Source organism: Candidatus Accumulibacter contiguus (assembly GCF_012940005.1).
GTDB classification, from domain to species: domain Bacteria; phylum Pseudomonadota; class Gammaproteobacteria; order Burkholderiales; family Rhodocyclaceae; genus Accumulibacter; species Accumulibacter contiguus.
This window is the reverse complement of record NZ_SPMX01000023.1, coordinates 1-15,894: the sequence shown is the minus strand read 5'-3', so window position 1 is coordinate 15,894 and position 15,894 is coordinate 1. Positions and strand designations below refer to the sequence as shown.

Here is a 15,894-nt window from a genome sequence, read left to right as displayed (position 1 = left end):
CAATTGGAAGAAATCCGACAAGGCACCCGCCCCCACATGATGTTGCAGCCCGAACGTGTACAGCACAGCAAATACCAGCAATCTCAGCCATGCCTCCCCCTCTTCGGTTTCCCAAAACCCCGATTCAGGATGTCGGTTCCTACGGGCTTGCGCTTGCAGGTGGCGATGAACACTGCTTTTCGGGCGATGAATTAATTCCCCCACTGCACGCAGGCTTCGTTTTCCCTGGTCTGTAAGTGCGGCAAAAATGACGCGGCTGGTTGTCCGTATGGCTTGAGTCGTAGAGTTTTTTTTGTCATAAAACTGATGATACAGGAGATGCGGCAACCAGTTCCCATCTCCTCAGCTCCCTTCATCCTCAGACTCTATCGGTAGCATGACTGTCCCGCTTTAAGTGGGAAGCCAAAAAATTCCCGGTCACGCTGTACACGACGGCCACTTGTGTCGAAGAGTGCAAACAGGCCCGCGACATGCTCAATCGACGCGGCATTCCGTTTTCGGAAAAGATGCTGAAGAGTAATGAGGAATCCGCCGAGCTCAGCAAGATACTGGGAAGCGAGGCCGCCGTACCCAGCCTCATCGTCGGTCAGCAAACTTTCAAAGGACTTGATTATGGCGCCTGGAACAACCTGCTCGACCTGGCCGGCTATCCGAAATCAGCCCCCTATGGCGCCAGGCCGTCAGGCACCTTCGCCAGATGAAACTGGCGGCATGGAACGTCAACTCGCTCAAGGTTCGCCTGCCACAACCGCTGGAATGGCTTGCCGCGCAACAGGCCGATGTCATTTGCCTGCAGGAGACCAGGCTCCGAGGACCACAACTTCCCGCAGTAGGCAATTGAGGCGGCGGGTCATCAGGTCATTTTCTCCGGGCATTGGAGATGCCACCCGACCAGAAGGCCATCATCCGACTCAGTGCCAGCCGCGGGCGCTGGTTTTCTGGCGCGCCTCGCGATCGCGGCGCAGGTTTTCTTCGAGTTCTTCGCGGCCACTCTTGGCAATCGCTACCGTCCTGGCTTCGTCGTGGAAGTGCGGCAGCAGGGCCTTGAGCGTGATCACGTTCTGCCGGCGAAAAGCCTCGGCAATCTCGCGCGCCTCATAGGGTTCTACACCCAGTATCGTCAGGGCCGCTCGAGCGCTCTTCAGAGACGACTCGAAGGTCTCGCGTTCGGTTGCGGTCACCCCGCGATCGGCCAGTTCGAGCCAGTGCCGCACGTTGCGCGCACGCGCGACGATTTCCAGGTTCGGAAAATTCTCCTTCACCAGATCGACGAGGGCCAGGCTGTCGGCCACGTCGTCGATCGCGACGACCAGCAGCTTCGCCTTGGCTGCCCCGGCCGCGGCCAGCAGGTCGAGCCGCGTGGCATCGCCATAGAAGACCTGGTAGCCGAATTTGCGCAAGGTATCGATCTGATCGGGATCGTGGTCGAGCACGGTGATGTGGACACCTTGTGCCAGCAGCACACGGCCGACGATCTGCCCGTAACGCCCCATGCCGGCGATGATCACCGCCGCACTATCGTCTTCGATCGCATCGGCTTCGCGCTGCGCCTGCGCGCGACTTGCGGTCAGCCGATCGAATGCGATCAGCAGCAACGGTGTGGCCGCCATCGACAGCGCCACTGCCGCCGTCAGCAGGCCTTCCCAGGCACGCGACAAGATTTCTGCCGCGCGTGCCACGCCGAAGACGACGAAGGCAAACTCACCCGCTTGCGCCAGCAGCGCCGCGAACAGCCAACGCTCGGAGTGAGGAACCTCCAGACGCGGAGCAATCAGCGCGAGCATCGTCCCCTTGACCATGAGCAGACCGACAAGCAGTATCGCCAGCAGGCCGGGACGCGCGATGACCTGGCCGAAGTCGATCGACATGCCGACGGCAATGAAGAAGAGCCCGAGCAGAAGTCCTTTGAACGGCGCGATGTCGCTTTCGAGGGCATGCCGGTACTCGGAACTGGCCAGTAACACCCCCGCCAGGAAAGCGCCGAGTGCCATCGACAGGCCGGCTCCAGCCATCAGCTGGGCGATACCGATGACCAGCAACAAGGCGAAAGCGGTGAAGATCTCGCGCACTTCGGACTTGGCAATCAGACGCATCAGAGGCCGCGTCAGAAAGCGACCGATGATCACGACGCCAACGATCGCGGCAATGGCTTTGCCGGCGCCCAGCCAGCCGCTACCCCCTTCACCGCCGGCCGCACCAAGAAACGGCACCAGGGCAATCAGCGGAATCGCCGCAATATCCTGGAACAACAGCACGGCAAAAGCGCTGCGGCCGACGGGTGCCGTCATGACGTTACGCTCGTTCATCGTTTGCACGGCGATTGCCGTAGACGACAGTGCCAGTGCCAAGCCGGCGGCGAGTGCTGCCTGCCAGTTCAGACCGAGCGCGACCAGGCCGAGCGCGAGGGCCGCGCCACATACCGCCATTTGCAGCGTGCCACCACCGAACACCGCAAGGCGCATCTCGACCAGACGCTTCAACTCGAGTTCGAGCCCGATCAGGAACAACATCAGCACGACGCCGAACTCCGCGAAATGCAGCGTCGATTCGACTTCACCGACCAGCTTCAGGCCCCACGGACCGATCAGCCATCCGGCAATCAGGTAGCCAAGAACCGAGCCAAGGCCGCTCTGCTTGGCGATCGGTACGCAGACGACCGCCGCGCCGAGGTAGACGAGGGCATCGCGCAACAGGGGGTCAGCCATGTTCCACCTCCGCAGCAAAGGCGAGCAGCCGCTGCCGATACTGCGCAGCATGCTGTTGCAGGGTGGCATCATCGATCAGATGCGCGCCGTGCACGACTTGCGGTGGTAGCCAGTGCATGCCGCAGAAACGCGCGGTCATTTCCAAGGCCGGAGCGAAGGCGGTGAACGGAAAGCGGTGCGTTCCCTCTGGCGAGTAGCCCTCCGAGGTTGCGCCGGTGGTCGTCACCCACAGGCATGATTTGCCGACCAGCGCGGTGCCGCCTTCGCCGATCGCCCAGCCTTCCGTGAGCACCGTGTCGAACCAGAGTTTTTGCAGAGCCGGTGCCGAGTACCACATGCATGGGTGCTGCCAGACGATCAGTCGAGATTCGATCAGCAGTTTGCGTTCGGCCGCGACATCGATCTCGAAATCCGGATAGCGGTCGTACAGCGAGCGGACGATCACGGAAGGTACGGAGCGCGCCGCTTCCAGCAGCGCGCGATTGGCGCGTGACCGCGCCGGATGCGGATGGGCATAAATCAGAGCGATCAAGAGGAATCCTCAGCAAAGGGTCTGGCACATTCGGCAGGTTTCTGCTGCTCCCGGTTCCCCAGGACAGGCATGGCCTGTTAATGTGAAAGTCGCGTATGTGACTCACGAATCTCCCCTCCCCCTCGCGGGGGCGCAGGCGGGGTTTCGCGGAGCACCGCTCCGCGCCGCCGCAGCAGGCCCGCGATGCAGCGCGGGCCGTGGAAGGGGTCGGGGGAGAGGGAAACTGTCATGACTTCATGATCCCGGCGGCGATTGCTGGCGCGAGCGTGCTTGCTGCGGCATGCCGCAGTTCATCCACCAGGAGTCGCCGGCAACGGCAGCGTCGCCGCCCGCCAACTGCCATCGAGATCGTCGCAAGCCAGAGCGACGATCTCGCCATCGAGAACACCACGCTCGACGAATACGCCGAGAAGCCGCTGAATCTCGTCAGCGGGTTGCGGACCGCGGTAGGGACGCTCCTGTGCCAGCGCCTGGAAGACATCGGCAACGGCGACGATGCGCGCCTCTGGCGAAAGGCGGGCAGCGCTGCGCCGGAACGGATAGCCGTGTCCGTTGAGCGCTTCATGATGGAAGCCCGCCCATTCGGCAACCTGTTCGAGGCCGGGGATATGCCGCAGGATCTGGTAGGTCTCGAAGCTGTGCCGCTCCATCACCGAGAACTCCAGTGGCGTCAGGCGAGCACGCTTTTCGATGATTTCATCGGGCACACACAGCTTGCCGACATCGTGCATCAGGCCGGCGACCTCGACCATGGCCAGCGAATCGGCAGCCAGTCCCAGCCCTTGCGCCAGATGACGGGCGAGCTGCGCGACGCCGATCGAGTGCGCCGCCGTGAAGTGGCTCTTGGCATCGACGATCGTCGAAATCAGACGCGCGACGTGGCCGAACTGCGGGAAATCGATCGTTACCCGCCACTCGGACAGCGGCAAATCGTTGAGATAGGTCTGGACGTGCCGCGGCACCAGAGCTATCCAGAAAGCTTCCCGGGAAGCAGCGGCGGCGAATGCTTCGACCGCTGCCGGCAGCAGTTCGCGGCCAGCCAGCGTGGAGATCGTCTTGACGATACCGCTGCCGTTGAACAGCGGGTTGTCCAGCCCGCGTTGCAGCAGCATCGCATCGACGCGGTCGCCGAGCAGGATCAGGTTGCTGTCGAGCGCATCGACCTCGTCGAGGTCGCTAGACAGTTCCACCCAAGGGGTATGGTGGTAGCGAATGGCCTTGGCAACCTGCGACAGGTGGGCAAAGGGCTGCAGCAATCGATAGCCGGTCTCGCAGTGTATGTGCCGGTCCTCCCAGTCGGCTTCGCTCAGCAGCCGCCGTTGCACCGCGGTAGACGAAACGCCGAGGTCGTGCAGCAGGCAGCCGCAGACCAGCCGGTCCAGCCGTCCTTGCGACAAGCCCATGACCAGTCCAGTCTCGCGTGCGATCATCGCGACGCGTTTGCCATGCTGGAAGTCATTGACACCGACCAGGTCAAGCGCGTCGGACAGCGCCAGAATGGCGCTCTTCAGATCGATTCTCAGGGTCATCGCGGGTCAAGCATGTGCGCGTCAGCCGATAGGCAAAGCCAGCGCACGAGCCGGGAATGCATGAAGCAGCTTCTTGTCCATGGTCACGAGACTGATGCCGAGCTTTGCAGCCAACGCGATGAATTCGCAGTCGTACGCCGAACAATCACTGTCACGAACAAACGCGAACACGCTTGGCGAATCGACCTCGAACTCTGAACCAGAAAGCAATTCTTCAGCTTCGCTCTGCAGGCGTTGCGCCTGCTCAAATGTCAGATCCCCTCGCCGCAAGTACCCCGCCAGAATGTTTCGGAACTCGCTACGCCAAAGTACCGGCGCAGCCCATTCCGGGTCGCGCGCAAGCAACGCTTCAGCCGCCGCCGAATGCTCACATGGCAAGTACAGGTAAGCAAGCACATTGGTGTCAACAACGATCATGAACGCCCTTCCCGCTTCAAGGCATCGATGTCGTGCGCCGAGAACTTCTTCGGAAACAAGGCCGAGCGCATTTCACGCGCGCGTGCGAGTCGCTCGCCGGGAGTCACTGTCGTCGGCACGAGAACGGCCTCAAGGCACACAATGGCTTCGCTGTTCATGCTGCGGCGATGCTTCTCGGCCGCGGCCTTCAGTCGCTCGTACACCGCATCAGGGATGTTCTTCAAGGTCAGGGTCGTCGGCATTGCTCACTCCAGCCAAAGTGCAACCATTATGGTTTCACGCAGACGCTCCGTCAAGGCAGGCGCCACGAACGTCGGCTAACGGTCATGACTTTTCCAGGTACCCCCGATCATGAAAGTCATGACCGTTTCCCTCTCCCCCGACCCCTTCGACGGCCCGCGCTACATCGCGGGCCGGCTGCGGCGGCGCGGAGCGGTGCTCCGCGAAACCCCGCCTGCGCCCCCGCGAGGGGGGAGGGGAGATTCGTGAGTCGCTGACGCGACTTTCACATTAACCCGGCCATCTGGCGCTTGCGTCCGCTGGGATTGGCGCGTGATCGTGCCGGATGCGGATGGGCATCGATCAGGGCGATCAAGATGAATCCTCGGAAACGGGTCTGGCGTCGAATCTTTCCTTGCTGGCAGAGCACCCTCAGACCTCTGCGCCGATCAGGGCACCGTTTTCTTCCATCCACGCGCGCCGGCCGGCCGACTCGCCCTTGGCCATCAGCATGTTCATCACCGGCCTGGCGGCCTCGGCGCCAGGCATGCGAATGCGCATCAGGCGGCGCGTGTCGGGTGACATCGTTGTTTCCCAGAGCTGCTCTGGGTTCATTTCGCCGAGTCCCTTGAAACGCGAGATCGACACCGCCTCCGGCTTGACTCCCTCGAGTCGCAAGCGGTCGATCGCTGCTTCGCGCTCGTCGCTGTCGAGCGCGTAAATCTTGCGCGGCGGGCGCGTCTTGCCCTGGCCGGGGACATCGAGGCGATACAGCGGCGGTTGCGCAAAATAGAGATGGCCGTTCTCGATCAGCTTCGGAAAATGGCGGTAGAAGAGCGTGCACAGGAGAACCCGGATATGTGAGCCGTCGACATCGGCGTCGGTCATGATCACCACCTTGCCGTAGCGCAGGTTGAGCAGCACCGAATCGGGCGCGTTCGCCGGGTGTGGATCGATGCCGAGCGCCACCGCAATATCGTGCACTTCGCGGTTGGCAAACAGGCTGCCGGCTTCGACCTCCCAGGTATTGAGCACCTTGCCGCGCAGCGGCAGGATCGCCTGCAGTTCCTTGTCGCGCCCCGATTTCGCCGAACCACCGGCAGAGTCCCCCTCGACGAGAAAAATCTCGTTGCGGCGGGTATCCTCGCTCTGACAATCCGAGAGCTTGCCGGGCAGGATCGCCACCCCGGTCTGCTTGCGCTTCTCGACCTTCTGGCTTGCCCGCGTGCGCGCCTGTGCCGCCCGGATGGCGAGTTCGGTGATCTTCTTCGCTGCTTCCGGATGCTCGTTGAGCCACAACTCGAAGGTGTCGCGAACCATGCGTACGACGAGCGCCAGCGCATCGCGCGAGTTCAGTCGTTCCTTGGTCTGCCCCTGGAACGAGGGATCGAGCATGCGCACCGCGAGAACGAAGCTGGCACGCGAGAAGACGTCTTCGGCGGCGAGCTTGACGCCCTTGGGCAGCAGCGCGTGGTGCTCGGCGAAGCTGCGAATGGCGTCGAGGGTCGCCTGCCGCAGGCCGGCCTCATGCGTGCCGCCGGCAGTCGTCGGAATGAGGTTGACGTAGGATTCGCGCGCCAGACCGCCCTCGGCAGTCCAGCAGATCGCCCAGGAGGCACCCGATCCAACCGGGAAGTTCTCGTCGCCCCGGGTCGCGTACTTCTCGCTGCTGAACACCGGCGCCACCACTTCCCCTTCGATCTGCTCGCTCAGATACTGCAGCATGCCCTTGGCGAAGCACCATTCGGTGGTCGCGCCATCCTCGACGCTCAGGGAAACCTGCAGGCCGGGCAAAAGCAGCGCCTTGCTGCGCAACAGGCGTTCGAGCTGTGCCAGCGGGATCGCCGGCGAGTCGAAGAAGGTCGCGTCCGGCCAGGCACGCACGCGCGTGCCACTGGCTTTTTTTGGTGCGTCGCCGACCCGACGCAGCGGCTCGACGACATCGCCCCCGGCAAAAGCCATCTGATGGCGCGCGCCGTCGCGAACCACTTCGACCTCAAGCCGCGTCGACAGGGCATTGGTCACCGAAACACCAACGCCGTGCAGACCGCCCGAGAAGCGGTACGCCGAAGCCTGATCGTCCTTGTTGAACTTGCCGCCGGCGTGCAGGCGGGTAAACACCACTTCGACGGTCGGCACCTTTTCAAGCGGGTGCATTTCCACCGGAATACCCCGCCCATCGTCCTGAACCGTGACCGAATGATCGCGGTGGAGGATCACCGTGATGCGCTTGCAATAGCCCCCCAGCGCTTCGTCGGCGGCGTTGTCGATTGCTTCCTGGATGATGTGCAGGGGGCAATCGGTACGCGTATACATGCCGGGGCGATGGCGCACCGGCTCCAGCCCCTTGAGGACAGCAATCGATTCTGCGGTATAACTCATTACGCTTATTTCTCCAGCAGGCCGCGTCGGCAGATTGCGCGCCAGCGGCCAGGGACAGTTTTCCGTATTGCAGAAGCCGGCATCGGTGCAGACGCACCGCCCGGCGCTTGCGGCAGTCCACCGCTTCGCCAGATCGAGATCAATCCATACTCAATCCTTGATCAGCCTGGCCAGACCCGACAGATCTCCACGCCGCAAATCCGCCCGGATCGGCGTCAGGTCGACTCCGGCTTGCACGACACGAGTGAAGTCCTTGGCCGAACGTGGCGGGCCAACGTACAACGCGCCTACCAACTCGCCCCGGCGCAGGATCAGGCGCCACCACGCCGCATCGCCGGGGCCGGCAGTGTATTCCTCATCATCAGGCTTGGCAGCAATTTCACCAAAGCTGCGCAGATCGATCCCGTCGCACTTGAGCTGCAGCACGATGCGTGGCGCCTGATAGGGCTGCTGCCGACCGAGCAGTGCATTGGCGGCCGTTGCCGCCTGGGCGGCGCCGACGGTCCACAGGCCGCCAACGGCACCGGGCAGTTCGGCGACGTCGCCGACGGCGTAGATGTCGGGGTCGCTGGTGCGCATGCAGGAATCCACCTGGACGCCGCGGCCGACTTCCAGACCGGCAGCGCGGGCCAGTTGCGCGTTGGCGCCGATGCCCAGGCAGGCGACGAACAGATCCGCACGGGCGCAAGGTCCATGCGCCAGCCAGGCGGCGCGCAGCGTCTCGCCCTGGCCTTCCCAGCGGCTGATGGCGACGTCCGTGAGCACCTGGATACCGATGCCTTCGAGGTAAGCGGCGAGGCGGGCGGCGCCCTGGCGGTCGAGCTGCGCGTTCATCAGCCGGTCCGATCGCTGCAGGAGCGTGACCTGCAGCCCGAGGTGGTGCAGGGCATCCGCCGCCTCGACGCCGAGTACGCCGCCGCCGACGACCAGCGCGCGGCGTGCCCGCCGCAGTTGCACGTAATTACGCAGTGCCTGCGCGTCCTCCGCCGAGCGCAGGACGAAGGCGTTGTCGAAGGACAGGAAGTCGGGGTCCGGTGTCGTGCAGTGGGCACCGGTGGCGAGGACCAGCTTGTCGTAAGGCAGCGATTCGCCGGTGGCCAGAAGAACGGTCTTGCTCTGCCGATCCACCGAGCGGGCGATCGAGTTGCGCCAGACCTCGACGCGGTTCCTGGCGTACCAGTTGTCGGGAATCAGTTGCAGTCCGTCCATGCCGGTGCGGCCGTAGATCAGTCGGCCGATGGCCATGCGGTTGTAGAAGTGGAGCGGTTCGCTGGTGATCATGTCGATCTGCAGCGAAGCGCTCAGGCGGCGTAATTGTTCTGCGGTGCTGGTGCCGGCGATGCCGTTGCCGATGATCACCACCCGGGAAACGCCGGCAGCGAGCGCATGGTCCACTGCCGGCGCGGCGGGTGCTGCTTCGACAGGTTCCGTGGTGGAGGCGTTCGGGTCGCGGTCGATGAGCACCGGGCCGCTGACCCGACACATGCACGCCAGTCGTGCCTTGCCTTCCAGGCCGAGTCGGCGCAGCGTCGCCAGTTCGTCATCGCCGGCCGGTGACAGATGCTTGCTGCCTGCGCACACCACCACCGCGTCGGCGCCGCAGAGGCCGGCGCGGCAGCCATAGTTGATCTTGAGACCGGCGCTCTCGATGGCATCGAGAAGGGTCGCGCCTTTCGGGACCGGAAAGGCGACCTTCGTTTCCCGGTCGGTCACCTCCGCTCCCTGCTTGCCACCGAAGCGGGTATGCATCTGCGTCTTGCCGCTCGCCTCCGGCACGCGCTGCGCAGGTTTGGCGGCGGCTTTCGCGAACAGGCCTTCGGCGTACAGGCTGGCGCCGAGCAGGAGCAGTCCGCCGACCACGCCGACACCGCGACTGAGCATCGTCAGCCATTCCGGCGCCGCGAAGGACAGGAAGTAAGAGAGGGTTGCGAGCACGATGGGGCCGCCGAACCAGTAGAAGATGGCCAGTGCGACGGCGGCGAAAACGGCCGCGACGCGATGCGGCGAGAGGGGAAAGCAGCTGGTGGCGATGGCATACAGACCGGCGGACGCGCAACAGGAGCCGAGCAGGATCGCCAGATAGAGTTCATAGCCATAGGTCTGCGTCGGCCCCTGCAGGAAATAGGCACCGATCAGCCCCGGCAGCAGGCCGATGAACAGTCGGCGCTGACTGGCGTAGCGCGGGTCGGAATCGACGAGGTCGGCAAAGATCGCGCCGCGCGGATTGAAGTCGTAGCAGTTTTTCTGGCAGCCGACGCAGGTCGGGCAATAGCCGTTCGGGACGACGACCAGCGGCGCATGGCCATAGGTGCGCTGGATCGGCCCCAGCGGGCAGAAAGTGCCGCACCAGCCGCTGCGCCCGGCAAACAGCAGGCCGCCGACGAAGGCCGCGATGAGCACGCCAACGATGCCGGCAGCCACCAGTCCGCCCTCGTGGTTGAGGACTGGCGAGCGGGCGGCGACGCAGGCGATGAAGATGGCGACAGCGATGAGAAAGGCACGGTCTTTCCATTTTCCGGGCAGCGGCTGGCTGCGGCTGGCGCCGGTCATGCGCGGAATCTGGTTAAGGAAGGCCATCGGACAGAGCTGCCGCCAGAGTCCGGGCGCAATCACCAGCACCGCTGGCAGAACCGGAATCGCCAGACCCCACCAGAGCTTGAGCCCGACGGCGGGAGCGACCGTCAGCAGGACGGCAAAGCCGAGGGTGGCGAGCAGCGTGAGGACGCGCAGGATCTGCCACACTGGCTTGGGCAGGGCGGAGCTGCGCTTGGTGTAATTGGCGAAGAAGTGCTCGGGGCTCATGGCATGGTTTCGCGGATAAAGGCTCAGCATGCCGCCTGCAGCTGACGCAAGCGCCGGCTCGTGTAGGCCGCGAGATCCTGAAGCAGGGCAATGGCCAGTGCGGGTCTCCACGCCGCCAACTGCGCGAAGGAAGCCCGCCGCAAGGCAAGCAGCTCGGTGCTTTGCAGGGCGGTAGCGGTGATCGCGCTGGCTTCGCCATCGAGGAAGGACGAGATGCCGAACACTTCACCTTCCACGAGTACGTCCACTTCCCTCTCGGCCTTGCCGGTTTCGCCAGCGGTGATCCGGACGCTGCCGGAAACGATGATCAGCAAGGCATCGTTGCGCTCGCCGGCGGCGATGATCCGGCTGCCGGTGGCAAAGCGCAATTCGGCGACGAAGCTGTCGAGGCTGTCGAGCTCATCGTCCGAGAATTCGCGCAGGACCGGCCGCAGGCTGGCCGGCGGGAGGTTGTCGGTGACTTGTTCGTTCGGATTGGTGTAGCTGAAAAACTTCATCGGAGCCTCCCTGCGCGCGCGTGCCGGCGCTGAACAATGTAATGACGAAAAGCTCGCATCAATGGTCTTCCCGCTGTTCGCTACGAATCGTTTCGCCGGCGAAGGCCTCGATGAAGGAGCGAACCGGTCGGTGTGGCTGCAAGGGTTTGCGGCTGCCCCAGCGTTCGACATAAATGTCCCACAGCCTGGCTTTGCGCGAACCGAGCAATTGGCCGATGCGATTCTCGGCCGACACGGCCCGGTCGATGGCCTCGGGTGCCAGTTCGTTTGCCAGTACCTGCGCAGCGGCCCGGACGGCGGCATCCGTCTGCCGGAAGTGCTGGCCCAGTTCGGCCAGGCAGGTCTGGAAAGACTGGTGGCTGTCCAGGTAGGCCCGCCGGGGCGGGCCGAACAGCACGCGCAGCGCTTCCTCGCTGCTCGGCATGATGCTGAGCGGATTGCTGGGGCCGGCGCGCGCGCCTGGCGGCTGGTCGATGGCGGCATTGCGCAAGGCCAGCCATTGCCGCATTTCCTCGGTGATCAGCAAGATCAGTTGTCCCAGTCGTTCGCCCAGCGCGGCGGCATCGGTTTCGTCGAGGTCCTCCGGCGACAGCCCGAGTCCCCTGGCCATGCCGGCCAATACGCGGTCGGGCGGCGGCGCCGGTGGAGGTGCGTCGGCGGCAGCAGGAGAGGACGAAGAGACGGCAACGGCGGCTTCCGGAACCGCCATGGTCGCTGCCGGATCGGTGGACGGCATCGGCAGCGGTGTCTTGACCACCCGCGCCAGACGGGTCATGCCGTCGCTGGCCGCAGCAACTCTCTCGGGCGTCGTGTCGGCGCCATGGCCGCCTGGCGTCGGGGTGACCGGTGGCAGATCGGCGAGTAGTAATGCCGGGTCTCCGCCGCGCCGCGCCGCGCCTGCAGGACGCACTGCTGCCACCGGAGCAGGGGGGGGGTTCGGCCGCGGCCGAGAGAACTGCGGGCTGGTCGATGCCAGGGCCAGTGGCGCCAATTGCGGCAGCGTTCACAATACCGGTGATCCGCGCGGTAATCAGGTATGGGCCAATCAGCAGGCGGTCTCCGTCGCGTAGTGTATGGCTGCCACGGATGCGCTCGCTATCGTCATTGACGAAGGTGCCATTGGAGGAGGTGTCCTGGACAACGAAAACGCCGTCCACGCAGCGGATCATGCAATGGTTTCGGGAAATCCCCCCGCTCCGGTCCGCCAGCGTCCAGTCGGCGCTATCGTCCCTTCCGATCCTGAGCAATCCTTCGCGGCCCAGCGTTTTCGTCAATGGCTGCTGGTCGGCAGGCGTCGCCTGGTTCTCTATCGTCAGTCGCAAAAGGGGTTCGGCGGCTGGCCGGAGGAGCATGCGGGTCTGCTCGTCGTGGCTGGCAGGCTCGCCGTCATCGGTGACTTCGACCCGGATGAGATATGCGCCGATCAGCAAGCGCTCGCCGTCCTGCAGGGCGTGCGGACTGGTCAGCCGGGTATTGCTGGCGTCGATGAAGGTGCCGTTCGTCGACAGGTCGTAGAGCAGGTACCCTTCCGGCGATCGACGGATCTCGCAATGCCTGCCCGACATCAGCTGGCTGGGATCGGGTAGCGTCCAGTCCAGTCCCTGCGCGCGTCCTATGCTGAGGCTCTCGCGGTCGCCGAATTCGATGCTCGCAGGAGCGGTGGCTGGCAGATCGCTGGTATTCTCCAGTGTCAGGCGAAGCTTCATGAGCAATCCCCGGAAAGTTGTCAATCCACGACATACCGAAGCAAGTTCCTGTCCCAATGAAAACTCTTGCTCCAGGCCTTCTTCTTTGATTTGACGATCAGCTTGTAATATCCGTCCGTCTTGGCGTCAGAAATACTGACGGTATTTTCACCCTCGAAAATCTCATGATTGCGACTGCCGTCCTTATTCCAGTCTCCTGCCACGTCCTTGAAGTAATACATCGGCTCGGAAAATATTGCACGTAACTCTCCATTGATTACTGCGAACAGTGTTAGAACCTGAAAACTGGCACCTCCACCAGAATAACTTTCATTCATTCCAGAACGGATTCCAAAGGCAACAGTTTCATTACTTATGGCGTACCTGGCAAAATCGAATCGATATAGTTCCGAGGGGTAGAGCAGCGCACTCTTCATTTTTTTCGGTTTCTTCGTCCTGCCATTGATTGATTCCACCGGGACCAAAAAGATTCGAATGACTCCATTTGGTTGCCAACGGACTTCCTTCTACGCCGGACCAGCTGACCACGGTTGAAGCCAGAGAAATGCGGTCACCATCCTTTCGGATCATACCGATGGCCATCAGGTAATCTCCGGATGACACCCACTCCCCAGGCTTGCTTCCAGGCTTTGTCTCGGTTTGCCATGGGTTACAGATTGCTTTGCCATTGTTGTATTTCAGCGCACGTTCCTTGGTGAGCTGGTTTGGTGCAATGCATGCGAAAGCAATGTACATGTTTTCTTTATATGGCCAATTTTTCATTCCGGCAAGTGTCGCCAGGGATGCATTGGCCTTGGGAAGAAGGAGGCGGACAATGTCATCGGTGGCGAGACCCGCCGGCAAGATCGTGCCAAAGCCATCCGTGCGCGTGGAACCGCTCATTTGCTGGTCGTATATTGCTTTGCCATCAGCACTGTCAATTTTTCCGCGTACCTGCGACAGCGTAGGTGCTGATTTCGGGCCATCGCCACGAGCAGGACTTGGCATTGCCATCAAAAGCAGGATCAATGCTGCTGCCAGGGCTCCAGGCGTATTGGTCATGAACGGTGTTCCACGCATAGTGCTGTCTAACATGAAGGTGATCAGCTAGCGGAGCAGCTAGCACGGAGGGCACCTGCAAGCGCAGCTTGCAGGCTGTCCATCTCGACCGTCAGATTAATACATCCGGAAACTCGAATCGAGCGGCCTCTTGGTCATTGCATCGAGTGCAGGCCAATCATGTTGCCTTCCGTGTCGATGACCAGCGCGATGTAGCCGTACTGCCCGATGGACATCTTTTCCTTTTCGACTTTGCCCCCGGACTGAACCGCCTTTGCAGCCTCAGTCGCGCAGTCGGCGCAGCTGAAGTAGACCAGGATGGCATTGCCGCCGGAACGAAAGCCCGGCATCTTGACCAATGTGCCCGAAGCACCAAATCCATCTGGCTGCATGGGAAACGCCCACATTTCCATGCCTGAGCTCTTGATCCTGGACAGTTGAACGCCAGATACCGCCTCATAGAACGCCTTGGCACGAGTCATGTCTTCGACATATATTTCAAACCAGCCAACTGGATTGTTCATAACCGTCCTTTCAGAATGTGAGTGGAATGCGAGGTCCAGGCACCCATCAGCCGCGAGCGGTCAGCAGGTCGGCTGGACGGGATGGTTGGACTGAAGCGCCTCGACGGCGGTACGGCTGTCAAGGGGATTGTAAGCGAGGAACGCCCTGGGTCAACCATTTGCGTGCCAGATACGGGTTCTCGGGCGGCACAAAAGAGCCTTCCGGGTCATCACACAAGCGCCAAAGGCAGGAACAAGAGGGCTTGAAGGTGCCAGTTCCAGAGTTCCCGCCGTAACCTGGAGTGTATGGCTGAAACCGTGGCAGAGAGCGCGTACCAACAGTTGCATCACATGTTCCGTGAATCGGAATGGGAACGGCGCAACGTCCGACGGCAACTGATCGCCGATGCGAACGTTCATTTTGGCTACTCCAGCGCTGTGCCCATGGACGCGAGTGGCTTGACCAAGAAGGGCCAGATGTCTGCGGGCGTGGCCCGACAGTGGAACGAGCGCCTGGGGAAGTACAGAAAATGTATCTGATGACATTTCCCCAGCAATTCCCGGCCTGATTTAACCTGTTGATTTATATTGATAATTAACGCACCAAATCTGTGCATGCAATTTGGGAACTGTTTGTAATCAATGACTTGGGAAACTTATGCCGGGAATTGCTGACATTTCCCCAACGCTTTCCCGCACTTTCCTGCCGAAGCGCTTCTACAGCACGTATATCAGCGACCACCCGCCACCTCATCTATAGTGGATCCACAAGGTTGTCGGTTTTTCAATACAAGCACAGCGCGAAGGGAGAACCTTATGGACAGCAATATCCCCAACTTCAATTCGTCGGCCTCTGCTATGACGCACGCAGCAACACCCCGTCAGAACAAGCCGCTGGACCGGATTTACGATGTATTTCTTTCGCATCGCCGCGAGAATGAAGCCTTGGTAACGGAACTGAATGACTACATCGAGAATGAGCTGCACTTTGAAGCCTACGTGGATTGGAAGGACAGCAGTTCGGATCATCTCGATCGCGAGCATGTCACCGCAGGAACCGCCAATTACCTGCGCACGATCATGCGCCATTCGTGCAGTCTGATCTTCGTGGTTGGGGAAAACGCGGGCGAGTCCCGGTGGACGCCATGGGAACTTGGTTTTTTCGGCTTCCCACTTAAGCCGGGACAATCTCTAACTTCAATGGGTTATGCACAACCCGGTGGCGGGACTTCCTCGGTAAGGGAAGTTCCCCCATCTGGTTGAGCAGCCAATCGAAAAGATCAGGGAAAGAGGTGCTAAACAGACGTTCGGCTGCGATAGTGCCGTCACTACGTCTCACCCCATAGTTGTGGATAACCGTTAGCGCAGCCAGGCGGCATTTCGTCAGACCTCGCCCGTTATGATACAACTGGGACAAGCGGCCATTGCGCCCTTCGACGGCGGAGGAGCTGCGATGGAACTGTCGCACCATCCATTCCCCCCATTCTAGCCAGCGCTGCAACTCACTCTCGGAGAATCCCGAATGGAACGGGTCTGCTTTCCAGGCCTCTAATGCTCGCTCCAA

General features: G+C 62.0%; 16 protein-coding genes and 3 pseudogenes. 4 read left to right on the top strand and 15 right to left on the bottom strand.

What is annotated here, in order from left to right:
- A pseudogene (locus E4Q08_RS10040) lies at nucleotides 1-327 on the bottom strand (hypothetical protein); the annotation flags it as partial.
- Between the two features lie 53 nt (nucleotides 328-380).
- Here E4Q08_RS10040 and E4Q08_RS10035 point away from each other — a divergent pair.
- Both E4Q08_RS10035 and E4Q08_RS10030 read left to right on the top strand, forming a co-directional pair.
- Complete coding sequence (locus tag E4Q08_RS10035; protein ID WP_169070285.1) at nucleotides 381-701, top strand: glutaredoxin family protein; 321 nt, start codon at nucleotides 381-383, stop codon at nucleotides 699-701.
- A pseudogene (locus E4Q08_RS10030) lies at nucleotides 698-872 on the top strand (exodeoxyribonuclease III); the annotation flags it as partial. The gene E4Q08_RS10035 and the pseudogene E4Q08_RS10030, both read left to right, overlap by 4 nt.
- A gap of 39 nt (nucleotides 873-911) precedes the next feature.
- Here the strand turns inward: E4Q08_RS10030 and kefC are convergent.
- The 13 genes and pseudogenes from kefC to E4Q08_RS09965 form a co-directional block, all read right to left on the bottom strand.
- Entirely contained in the window at nucleotides 912-2,705 is a 1,794-nt protein-coding gene (kefC, locus tag E4Q08_RS10025) for a glutathione-regulated potassium-efflux system protein KefC (protein ID WP_034911065.1), read from the bottom strand.
- Nucleotides 2,698-3,237, bottom strand: coding sequence for a glutathione-regulated potassium-efflux system oxidoreductase KefF (gene kefF / locus E4Q08_RS10020; protein ID WP_034911068.1), 540 nt, complete (start codon nucleotides 3,235-3,237; stop codon nucleotides 2,698-2,700). The genes kefC and kefF overlap by 8 nt, the downstream gene beginning before the upstream one ends.
- 290 nt (nucleotides 3,238-3,527) lie before the next feature.
- Complete coding sequence (locus E4Q08_RS10015; RefSeq protein ID WP_034911069.1) at nucleotides 3,528-4,766, bottom strand: HD-GYP domain-containing protein; 1,239 nt, start codon at nucleotides 4,764-4,766, stop codon at nucleotides 3,528-3,530.
- 21 nt (nucleotides 4,767-4,787) lie between these two features.
- A complete protein-coding gene (locus E4Q08_RS10010; protein ID WP_034911071.1) occupies nucleotides 4,788-5,183 on the bottom strand; it encodes a type II toxin-antitoxin system VapC family toxin in 396 nt (131 codons plus the stop codon).
- Complete coding sequence (locus E4Q08_RS10005) at nucleotides 5,180-5,425, bottom strand: FitA-like ribbon-helix-helix domain-containing protein (protein WP_169070283.1); 246 nt, start codon at nucleotides 5,423-5,425, stop codon at nucleotides 5,180-5,182. The genes E4Q08_RS10010 and E4Q08_RS10005 overlap by 4 nt, the downstream gene beginning before the upstream one ends.
- 409 nt (nucleotides 5,426-5,834) lie before the next feature.
- Entirely contained in the window at nucleotides 5,835-7,784 is a 1,950-nt protein-coding gene (gene parE, locus E4Q08_RS10000; RefSeq protein WP_169070282.1) for a DNA topoisomerase IV subunit B, read from the bottom strand.
- Between the two features lie 150 nt (nucleotides 7,785-7,934).
- Nucleotides 7,935-10,586 (bottom strand): FAD-dependent oxidoreductase, encoded by a 2,652-nt coding sequence (locus E4Q08_RS09995; RefSeq protein WP_169070281.1) that lies wholly within the window; start codon nucleotides 10,584-10,586, stop codon nucleotides 7,935-7,937.
- 23 nt (nucleotides 10,587-10,609) lie between these two features.
- Nucleotides 10,610-11,083, bottom strand: a complete 474-nt coding sequence (locus E4Q08_RS09990; RefSeq protein ID WP_169070280.1) for a Crp/Fnr family transcriptional regulator — start codon at nucleotides 11,081-11,083, stop codon at nucleotides 10,610-10,612.
- Between the two features lie 58 nt (nucleotides 11,084-11,141).
- Nucleotides 11,142-11,993, bottom strand: coding sequence for a type VI secretion system-associated FHA domain protein (locus E4Q08_RS09985; protein WP_248594818.1), 852 nt, complete (start codon nucleotides 11,991-11,993; stop codon nucleotides 11,142-11,144).
- Nucleotides 11,994-12,183: 190 nt separating this feature from the next.
- Nucleotides 12,184-12,648: pseudogene (locus E4Q08_RS26095) on the bottom strand (FHA domain-containing protein); the annotation flags it as partial.
- Nucleotides 12,649-12,809: 161 nt separating this feature from the next.
- Complete coding sequence (locus E4Q08_RS09975) at nucleotides 12,810-13,106, bottom strand: hypothetical protein (protein WP_169070279.1); 297 nt, start codon at nucleotides 13,104-13,106, stop codon at nucleotides 12,810-12,812.
- Nucleotides 13,107-13,137: 31 nt separating this feature from the next.
- A complete protein-coding gene (locus E4Q08_RS09970; RefSeq protein ID WP_169070278.1) occupies nucleotides 13,138-13,830 on the bottom strand; it encodes a hypothetical protein in 693 nt (230 codons plus the stop codon).
- A 152-nt stretch (nucleotides 13,831-13,982) separates the two neighbouring features.
- A complete protein-coding gene (locus tag E4Q08_RS09965; protein ID WP_169070277.1) occupies nucleotides 13,983-14,351 on the bottom strand; it encodes a VOC family protein in 369 nt (122 codons plus the stop codon).
- A gap of 276 nt (nucleotides 14,352-14,627) precedes the next feature.
- Here E4Q08_RS09965 and E4Q08_RS09960 point away from each other — a divergent pair, with 276 nt between their 5' ends.
- Both E4Q08_RS09960 and E4Q08_RS09955 read left to right on the top strand, forming a co-directional pair.
- On the top strand, nucleotides 14,628-14,870 hold the full coding sequence (locus E4Q08_RS09960; protein WP_332352486.1) for a transposase: 243 nt from the start codon (nucleotides 14,628-14,630) through the stop codon (nucleotides 14,868-14,870).
- A gap of 276 nt (nucleotides 14,871-15,146) precedes the next feature.
- A complete protein-coding gene (locus E4Q08_RS09955) occupies nucleotides 15,147-15,593 on the top strand; it encodes a toll/interleukin-1 receptor domain-containing protein (RefSeq protein WP_169070275.1) in 447 nt (148 codons plus the stop codon).
- Here the strand turns inward: E4Q08_RS09955 and E4Q08_RS24635 are convergent.
- Nucleotides 15,505-15,831: a DUF6399 domain-containing protein gene (locus E4Q08_RS24635; RefSeq protein WP_248594820.1), complete on the bottom strand. Its 327-nt coding sequence runs from the start codon at nucleotides 15,829-15,831 to the stop codon at nucleotides 15,505-15,507. The genes E4Q08_RS09955 and E4Q08_RS24635 overlap by 89 nt on opposite strands.
- Between the last annotated feature and the right edge of the window lie 63 nt (nucleotides 15,832-15,894).

Bases quoted from the DNA above. Each gene is read 5' to 3' on its own strand.
- kefC (WP_034911065.1), bottom strand. From the start codon at position 2,705: ATGGCTGACCCCCTGTTGCGCGATGCCCTCGTCTACCTCGGCGCGGCG.
- E4Q08_RS10015 (WP_034911069.1), bottom strand. From the start codon at position 4,766: ATGACCCTGAGAATCGATCTGAAGAGCGCCATTCTGGCGCTGTCCGAC.
- E4Q08_RS10010 (WP_034911071.1), bottom strand. From the start codon at position 5,183: ATGATCGTTGTTGACACCAATGTGCTTGCTTACCTGTACTTGCCATGT.
- E4Q08_RS10005 (WP_169070283.1), bottom strand. From the start codon at position 5,425: ATGCCGACGACCCTGACCTTGAAGAACATCCCTGATGCGGTGTACGAG.
- parE (WP_169070282.1), bottom strand. From the start codon at position 7,784: ATGAGTTATACCGCAGAATCGATTGCTGTCCTCAAGGGGCTGGAGCCG.
- E4Q08_RS09995 (WP_169070281.1), bottom strand. From the start codon at position 10,586: ATGAGCCCCGAGCACTTCTTCGCCAATTACACCAAGCGCAGCTCCGCC.
- E4Q08_RS09990 (WP_169070280.1), bottom strand. From the start codon at position 11,083: ATGAAGTTTTTCAGCTACACCAATCCGAACGAACAAGTCACCGACAAC.
- E4Q08_RS09975 (WP_169070279.1), bottom strand. From the start codon at position 13,106: ATGAATGAAAGTTATTCTGGTGGAGGTGCCAGTTTTCAGGTTCTAACA.
- E4Q08_RS09970 (WP_169070278.1), bottom strand. From the start codon at position 13,830: ATGACCAATACGCCTGGAGCCCTGGCAGCAGCATTGATCCTGCTTTTG.
- E4Q08_RS09965 (WP_169070277.1), bottom strand. From the start codon at position 14,351: ATGAACAATCCAGTTGGCTGGTTTGAAATATATGTCGAAGACATGACT.
- E4Q08_RS09955 (WP_169070275.1), top strand. From the start codon at position 15,147: ATGGACAGCAATATCCCCAACTTCAATTCGTCGGCCTCTGCTATGACG.